This is a genomic window from Micromonospora sp., assembly GCF_048594385.1.
GTDB classification, from domain to species: domain Bacteria; phylum Actinomycetota; class Actinomycetes; order Mycobacteriales; family Micromonosporaceae; genus Micromonospora; species Micromonospora wenchangensis.
The window spans coordinates 1-6,262 of the sequence record NZ_JBMDWU010000574.1; the positions used below are offsets into that span (position 1 = coordinate 1).

5 protein-coding genes are annotated in these 6,262 nt (G+C 71.2%); 2 read left to right on the forward strand and 3 right to left on the reverse strand.

The window, feature by feature from the left end; genetic code table 11:
• A partial coding sequence (locus ACOJTC_RS30270) for a hypothetical protein (RefSeq protein WP_420119435.1) occupies window positions 1-608 on the reverse strand: 608 nt, incomplete at its 3' end.
• Window positions 609-750: 142 nt separating this feature from the next.
• Between ACOJTC_RS30270 and ACOJTC_RS30275 the strand changes: the two genes are divergently transcribed.
• Complete coding sequence (locus ACOJTC_RS30275; protein WP_420119436.1) at window positions 751-3,894, forward strand: BTAD domain-containing putative transcriptional regulator; 3,144 nt, start codon at window positions 751-753, stop codon at window positions 3,892-3,894.
• 152 nt (window positions 3,895-4,046) lie between these two features.
• Here the strand turns inward: ACOJTC_RS30275 and ACOJTC_RS30280 are convergent, their stop codons facing one another.
• Together ACOJTC_RS30280 and ACOJTC_RS30285 are read right to left on the reverse strand one after the other, a co-directional pair.
• Window positions 4,047-4,385, reverse strand: coding sequence for a hypothetical protein (locus tag ACOJTC_RS30280; protein WP_420119437.1), 339 nt, complete (start codon window positions 4,383-4,385; stop codon window positions 4,047-4,049).
• A 345-nt stretch (window positions 4,386-4,730) separates the two neighbouring features.
• Window positions 4,731-5,180 carry a VOC family protein gene (locus ACOJTC_RS30285; RefSeq protein WP_420119438.1) on the reverse strand — a complete coding sequence of 150 codons (450 nt, stop codon included), beginning with the start codon at window positions 5,178-5,180 and terminating at the stop codon, window positions 4,731-4,733.
• A 92-nt stretch (window positions 5,181-5,272) separates the two neighbouring features.
• Between ACOJTC_RS30285 and ACOJTC_RS30290 the strand changes: the two genes are divergently transcribed.
• Window positions 5,273-6,133, forward strand: a complete 861-nt coding sequence (locus ACOJTC_RS30290) for a helix-turn-helix transcriptional regulator (RefSeq protein WP_420119439.1) — start codon at window positions 5,273-5,275, stop codon at window positions 6,131-6,133.
• Window positions 6,134-6,262: the final 129 nt, after the last annotated feature.

The window sequence follows — 6,262 nt, forward strand, 5'->3', positions numbered from 1 at the left end:
GGCTGCACGGTCCAGATGCGTGTCACCTGGAACTGGCAGGCGGCCGAGCTCGTGGCACCGTTCGGGTTGAGACCGGCCACCCAGATGGTGTTCCAGGGGACGTTCCACAGGTACGTCTGGGTGCCACCCGGGTTGACGCCGCCGGTCGAGACCAGGGACGTGCTGGTCACCGCCGCCAGTTGTACCGTCGCACCACAGGCGATCGAACCGACGTTCTTGAGGGTGAACTGGTACTGCCGCTCCCCACTGGGCAGTTGTACGTACCGGCTGTTGATCGTCTCGAACTGGCAGGTGGCCGAGGTGGTGGCGCCGGCCGGGTTGTAGCCGACCACGTAGGCGGCGTCGGCGGGAGCGTTGGTCCAGGTCCAGCCCTGGGTGCCGCCGGCCGAGACGGTGCCGGTGAACCACGCCGCGGCGGTGCCGATCCCGCCCTTCGCGGCCGGGCCCAGTCCGTTCGACGCCGCCGCGGCGGCCCGCGCGTCGCGCAGTGACGACTGCGACGGCTGCGCCGGCTGCGGAGACGCGCCGGCCTGCGCGACCCCGGACGATGCGACGACCATGCTGAGCGCCGTCACCGCGAGGAGAACCGCGCGGATTCTTCGTCCCATTGAAGCTCCTTTATCTCGGAATCCGGGCCGTCCGCCCGGCTCCATCAGGCTGCGCGGCCCCGCTTGCCATCGGCTAGCCATCCGATAGCCGCCCTGGCAGCTACGCATAGAATCGTCATCGATACATCGATGTGGGGGCTGGATGACATGGCGCTTGCTCGGCCCGGTTGAGGCCGTGGTGCGGGGCGAGCGAGTGCCGCTGGGGCGACCCCAACAACGCGCTGTGCTGGCGTATCTGTTGCTCAATCCCAACGTGGTGGTGTCGGCGGAACAGTTGGCCGAGGCGCTGTGGGGCGGAGCTCTCCCCACCCGCGCACGGGCGCAGGTCCAGGTCTGCGTCTCCCGCTTGCGACAACTGACCCGTGCGGCCGGTCTACCCGAGACGATCCATTCGGATTCCGGCGGATACCGCCTTGAGTTGGCCGGCGACGACCTGGATGTGGTGGTCTTCTCCGGGCTGACGGAAACCGCACGCCGGTACGCCGACTCCGGCCGGCACGAGCGGGCCGCGACCCTGTTGCGACAGGCGTTGGCGTTGTGGCGGGGGCCGGCCCTCGCGGGCGCGTCCGCCGCGTTCGTGGCGGCGGCCGCCGCCGGCCTGCACGACAAGCGGCTCGCCGCGTCCGAGGACCTGTCCGACGCCGAGTTCGCGCTCGGCCGGCACGCCGCCGCGGTGGCGCCGTTACGCGAGCTGGTCACCGCGAACCCGTGGCACGAGGGACTCGCCGCGCGGCTGATGACGGCGCTGGCCGCTTCGGGTCACCAGGCCGAGGCGCTGCGGGTGTTCGAGCGGGTCCGTCGCCTCCTCGCCGACGAGCTTGGCATCGAGCCGGGCCCGCGGCTCGCGGAGGCCCACGTGCGGGTGCTGCGGCAACAGTTTCCACCGGACAGGCCCGCACCGCCGGTCGCGCAGACCGGATCCGGTCCGCGTCCCGCACAGCTGCCCCCCGGGCTGACCACCTTCACCGGGCGTGGAAACGCACTCACCGCGATGGACACGATGCTGAGCCGGGCGCGGGAGAACGGCGCCCTGGCGGTCGTCGCGATCGTCGGGACGGCAGGGGTGGGCAAGACGGCGCTGGCGATCCGCTGGGCCCACCGGGTACGGCCACTCTTCGACGACGGGCAGCTGTTCCTGGACCTGCGCGGTTACTCCCCCGGAACGGCGACAGCGCCACTGGACGCGTTGTCGCGCTGCCTTCGCGCGCTCGGTGTGCCGCCCACCCGGGTGCCGGACGACGTCGACGAGGCGACGGATCTCTACCGCAGCGTGCTCGCCGACCGGCGGGTGCTGATCCTGCTCGACAACGCCCGCGACACCGCGCACGTACGGCCCCTGTTGCCCGGCGGGGCCGGCTGCCTGGTGATCGTGACCAGCCGGGACGGCCTCGGTGGGCTGGCCGCCCGACACGACGCGCAGCGGTTGTCGTTGGACGTGCTCGCGTCGCAGGAGGCCACCGAGCTGTTGACCCGCGTCATCGGCGCGGAACGGGTCGCCGGGCAGCGGAAGGTTCTCGCGGAACTGGCCCGTGACTGCGCGCACCTGCCGCTGGCCCTGCGGATCGCCGCGGCAGACCTGCACGGCCGGCCACGCGAGACGATCAGCGGGTATCTGGCGCGACTTCGGGCGGGCGATCCGCTGACCATGCTGACCGTCCGTGACGACGAACAGGTAGCGGTGCGTTCGGCGTTCGCCGCTTCGTACCAGACTCTGCCACCGCGACTCCAGCGGCTCTTCCGGCTGTTCGGCCTGGTGACCGGCTGCGACATGACGGCGGAGTCGGCCGCCGCGATGCTCCGCTGCGACGCCGGCGAGGCGGCGGACATGCTCTCCCGGATCGCCGACGCGCACCTGGCACAGGAGCGGACCCCTGGCCACTTCGGCACCCACGACCTGCTCGGCCGGTACGTCACCGAACTGGCGGCTGTGGAGGACAACCGGGAGACACTCGTCGACCTGCTGTCGTGGTACCTGTTCAGCGTGTACGCCGCAGCCGACCGGCTGTATCCACAGGTGCTACGCGTGCCCACGCAGCAACCCGCGCCCGCTGGGCCACCGATGCGGTTCGCCGCCCACGTCGACGCCCTCGCCTGGCTCGACGCGCACCGGCACAACCTCGTCGCCGTGACCCGCCACGCGGCACACCAGGGGCTGCACGCCTTCGCCTGGTCGCTGGCGGACGCGCTGCGCGGATACCTGTGGCTGGGAATGCACACCACGCAATGGTCCGAGGTGGCGGGGGTCGGTCTCTCCGCGGCCCGGGCCGACCGGCACGAGCAGGCCGAGGCGGCGGCCCGGCTGAGTCTCGCCGCCCTGCACTGGCGGCTGGAACGCTTCCCCGAGGCGATCGACGACTATCAGCTGGCGCTACGCTGCGCGAACCGCTCGGCATGGCACGACGGCGAGGCCGCCGCGCTGGGCAACCTGGGTCCGGTGTTCCGGATGACCGGCCAGCCGGGTGAGGCCCTGCGGGTCATGGAGCAGGCGCTGGAGTTCAACAGGCGCAACGGCCGGACCGCGGGTGTGGCCGTCAACCACAACAATCTCGGACTGGTCTGCGCCGACCTCGGACGGCTCCGTGACGCCGCGGACCATCATCACGCGGCGCTCACCCTGGCACACCAGGGCGGGGCGACCTCCAGCCGGGCGCTCATCCTGAGCAACCTGGGCGTCGTCCACCACCTTCTCGGCCGGTCCGACGATGCGCTACGGACGCTGACCGAGGCACTGGAACTCCATGAGCAGACGGGCAGCCGGGGCCGTGCCACGACCCTGTGTGCGCTGGCTCGGGTCCACTGCGACCGTGGTGACCATGAGCAGGCGGCCCGCCTCGCCCGGCAGGCGCTCGAGATGGCGCGCGCGCCGGTCGAGCCCCGGGTCGAAGCGCTCGCTCTGCACGTCATGGGCATCGTCGAGGGCAGAACCGGCACCCTGTTGGATGCCCTGCGGACCGCGCGCTCGACTGCGGACCGTTACATCGAGGCCGATGTCACCGTCAGCCTCGCCGAGATCGACGAGCCCGCGGCACCGTCCTGGTGTCATGCGGCGCTGTCCATCACCCGGCAGTGCGGCTACCTGCTGCTCGAAGGCCGGGCGCTCGCCGCCCGTGCCGCGGCCGAGTACCGCTCTGGTGACGTGGCCGCCGCCCGGCGCAGCGCGCGACTCGCGGCCCGGTCGCACGCCCTGACCGGCCACCAGCCGGGCACGGAACGCATCGAGAAGCTGCTCGCCCTCCTCGCGGCGGAGTCCTCACCGGACACCGCATACGGGCTAGGTCAGCCGTGAGACGAGTCACCAGTGCCGGGTGCCGGCAGGCCACCACCGAGCCGGGCCGGTGAAGATGGTCAACGGTTGTCGTGCGGTCCCAGCGCGCCGCGTCGCCAGGTGTACCAACCACGGCACAGTACGTAGGCGACGATGGTGGTCAACGAAACGAGTCAGTCGGCGATGAGGGTCCGGCCCGCGTTGGGCACGTCAATGACGAACGCGGCCTGAATGCTGACCGCAATCTTGTGGAAGAGCAGCAGCTCCCACATTCCGCGTTGCTGTCGCGGCGCGACCGCCAGCAGCGCCCACATGCCGGCGAAAACGATGTAGGCGAACGTCCGCCAGAACTCCATCAGGACCTGGTCGCCGGTGGCGGCGTTGATGCGCGAGATGCCGTCCACGAACGGCACAAGGGTCACCGCCGCCGTGAGAGCCATCAGGATCCGTCCCGTCCGATCCTGCCAGCGGGCGGGGGCGGTGGTCGCGTCGCGACTGGTGATGGCGGTCATGGGGATTGTCCTTTCCGGTTTTTCGGATGAGCCGTGGGAAGCATCCGACGGCTGCGTCCTTCGTCGCGTCGGCGAAACCACCTGGCCGGGCCGGCAGACGTGACCGGGCGGCCGGGTCCGGTTGCGCACCGCTGACCTGCGGCTGCGAACCACAGCTGCGCCTCGCGGCCCGCGGGTCGGCAGGGAGAACGAACGCAGGCTCCGCTATGAGCTGACCGACGCCGCGCGGTCGGGCCGGGGCGGGGCGCTGGTGCTCGGCGGTGAACCGGGCGTCGGCTCGGGCGCGCCGTTGGATCACTCCCGCGCAGCGGTGTCGGTGTCAGAGTCGCGTGACGTGCCGGGTGGTCACCGGGGAAGTTCGAAGAGTTCCAACTGGATGCCGTCCGGGTCACGCAGGTAGAGGATCTTCGTGCCGGCCAGCTCGCCGGCGTGGATTCCGTCGCCGCTCATCAGTACCACCGGATCGGCGTTGAGGTGGACACCGCGCTCCCTCAGGTGGCGTACCGCAGTGTCCATGTCGTCGACCTCGAAGCAGAGATGCATCACCCCGACGTCGCAGTTGCGGCCCTCGAACGGCTTCGGCGCAGGCCGGTCGTACTGGATCAGCTCCAGCAGGACGTTGTCTCCGGCGAGTGAGAACACCGCGCGCATCGCGGGGTTCTCCACTTCCACCACGGCGCCGAGCGCGGCGCTGTCGGCCGAGATGGTCACGCCGTTCGCGGCGATCCCGAGCACGTCCTCGTACCACCGCACCGACCGGTCGAGGTCGCTGACGGGCACACCGATGTGGTTCATTCGCGTCACTCTGAGCATCCGTCGATGCTGTGACACCGAGGCGCTTCGAGGGAGTCAGAGATCTTCCTCGTACCACCGGTACCAGGACACGGGTGGCCGGATGCGGAATCATGACGTGGATGAACCCCCTTGGTGCCGCGCTCCGGGCCTTTCGGGGCCGACTGGAGCCCACCTCGGTCGGGCTGGCCCACCACGCGCCGCGGCGGGTCACCGGCCTGCGCCGCGGTGAGCTGGCGATGCTGGCGGGCGTCTCGGCCGAGTACGTCGCGCAGCTCGAGCAGGGCCGGGCGAAGACACCGTCGGCCCAGGTATGTGCCGCGCTGGCCCGCGCGCTGCGGTTGAACGACGAGGAACAGGCCCATCTCCTGCGTCTGGCCGGGCATTCCGCCGACCCGGACCGTATCCCCCGGCGGGTGCCGATCAGTGTGCGCCGGGTCGCGGACCAGATCAGCGCCAGCCCGTTGGCCGTGTACGACGCCGCCTGGCAGCTGCTGCACTGGAACCCGTTGTTCGCGGCAACCTGGGGCGACCCGTCCCGAGGCGATGCTGAGGACCGGAACGCCATGATCACCCAGTTCGAGCGGCGGAACGCCCGAGTCCGGCAGACCGCGGCGGAACAGGCGTGGTTCGAGCAGTCCCTCGTCGCCGACCTGCGGACCACCACCGGCCGGTACCCGAACGATCCTGACGTCGCGACGTTGGTCGAACGGCTGAACCGCACTCCGCGGTTCCGCGAACTGTGGGCGAGCCCGACGGTCGCGGCTCACGAAAGCGCGCACAAGACCGCCGTTCATCCGACGGTCGGTGAGATCGCCCTGGACGCCAACATCCTTGCCACGCAGGACAGCGATCTGCGGGTCGTGGTGCTGACGGCGCGATCCGGCACCGACGCCCAGCGCAAACTGGACCTGTTGGCCACCACCGGTGTCCAGGAGGCTCTACACCTCGACTGATCCTCCAGCAGCCTGACGGCGTACGGCCGCCGGTGGTGGGGCCCCCGGGGGCCGGGGACCACCCCCCCCCCCGGGGGGGGGGGTGCGCGGCGGGGGGGGTTGCCCCCCGCGGGGGGGGCGGGATGCGGG

Coding starts and splice junctions, on each gene's coding strand:
- ACOJTC_RS30275 (WP_420119436.1), top strand. CDS start 751: ATGACATGGCGCTTGCTCGGCCCGGTTGAGGCCGTGGTGCGGGGCGAG.
- ACOJTC_RS30280 (WP_420119437.1), bottom strand. CDS start 4,385: ATGACCGCCATCACCAGTCGCGACGCGACCACCGCCCCCGCCCGCTGG.
- ACOJTC_RS30285 (WP_420119438.1), bottom strand. CDS start 5,180: ATGAACCACATCGGTGTGCCCGTCAGCGACCTCGACCGGTCGGTGCGG.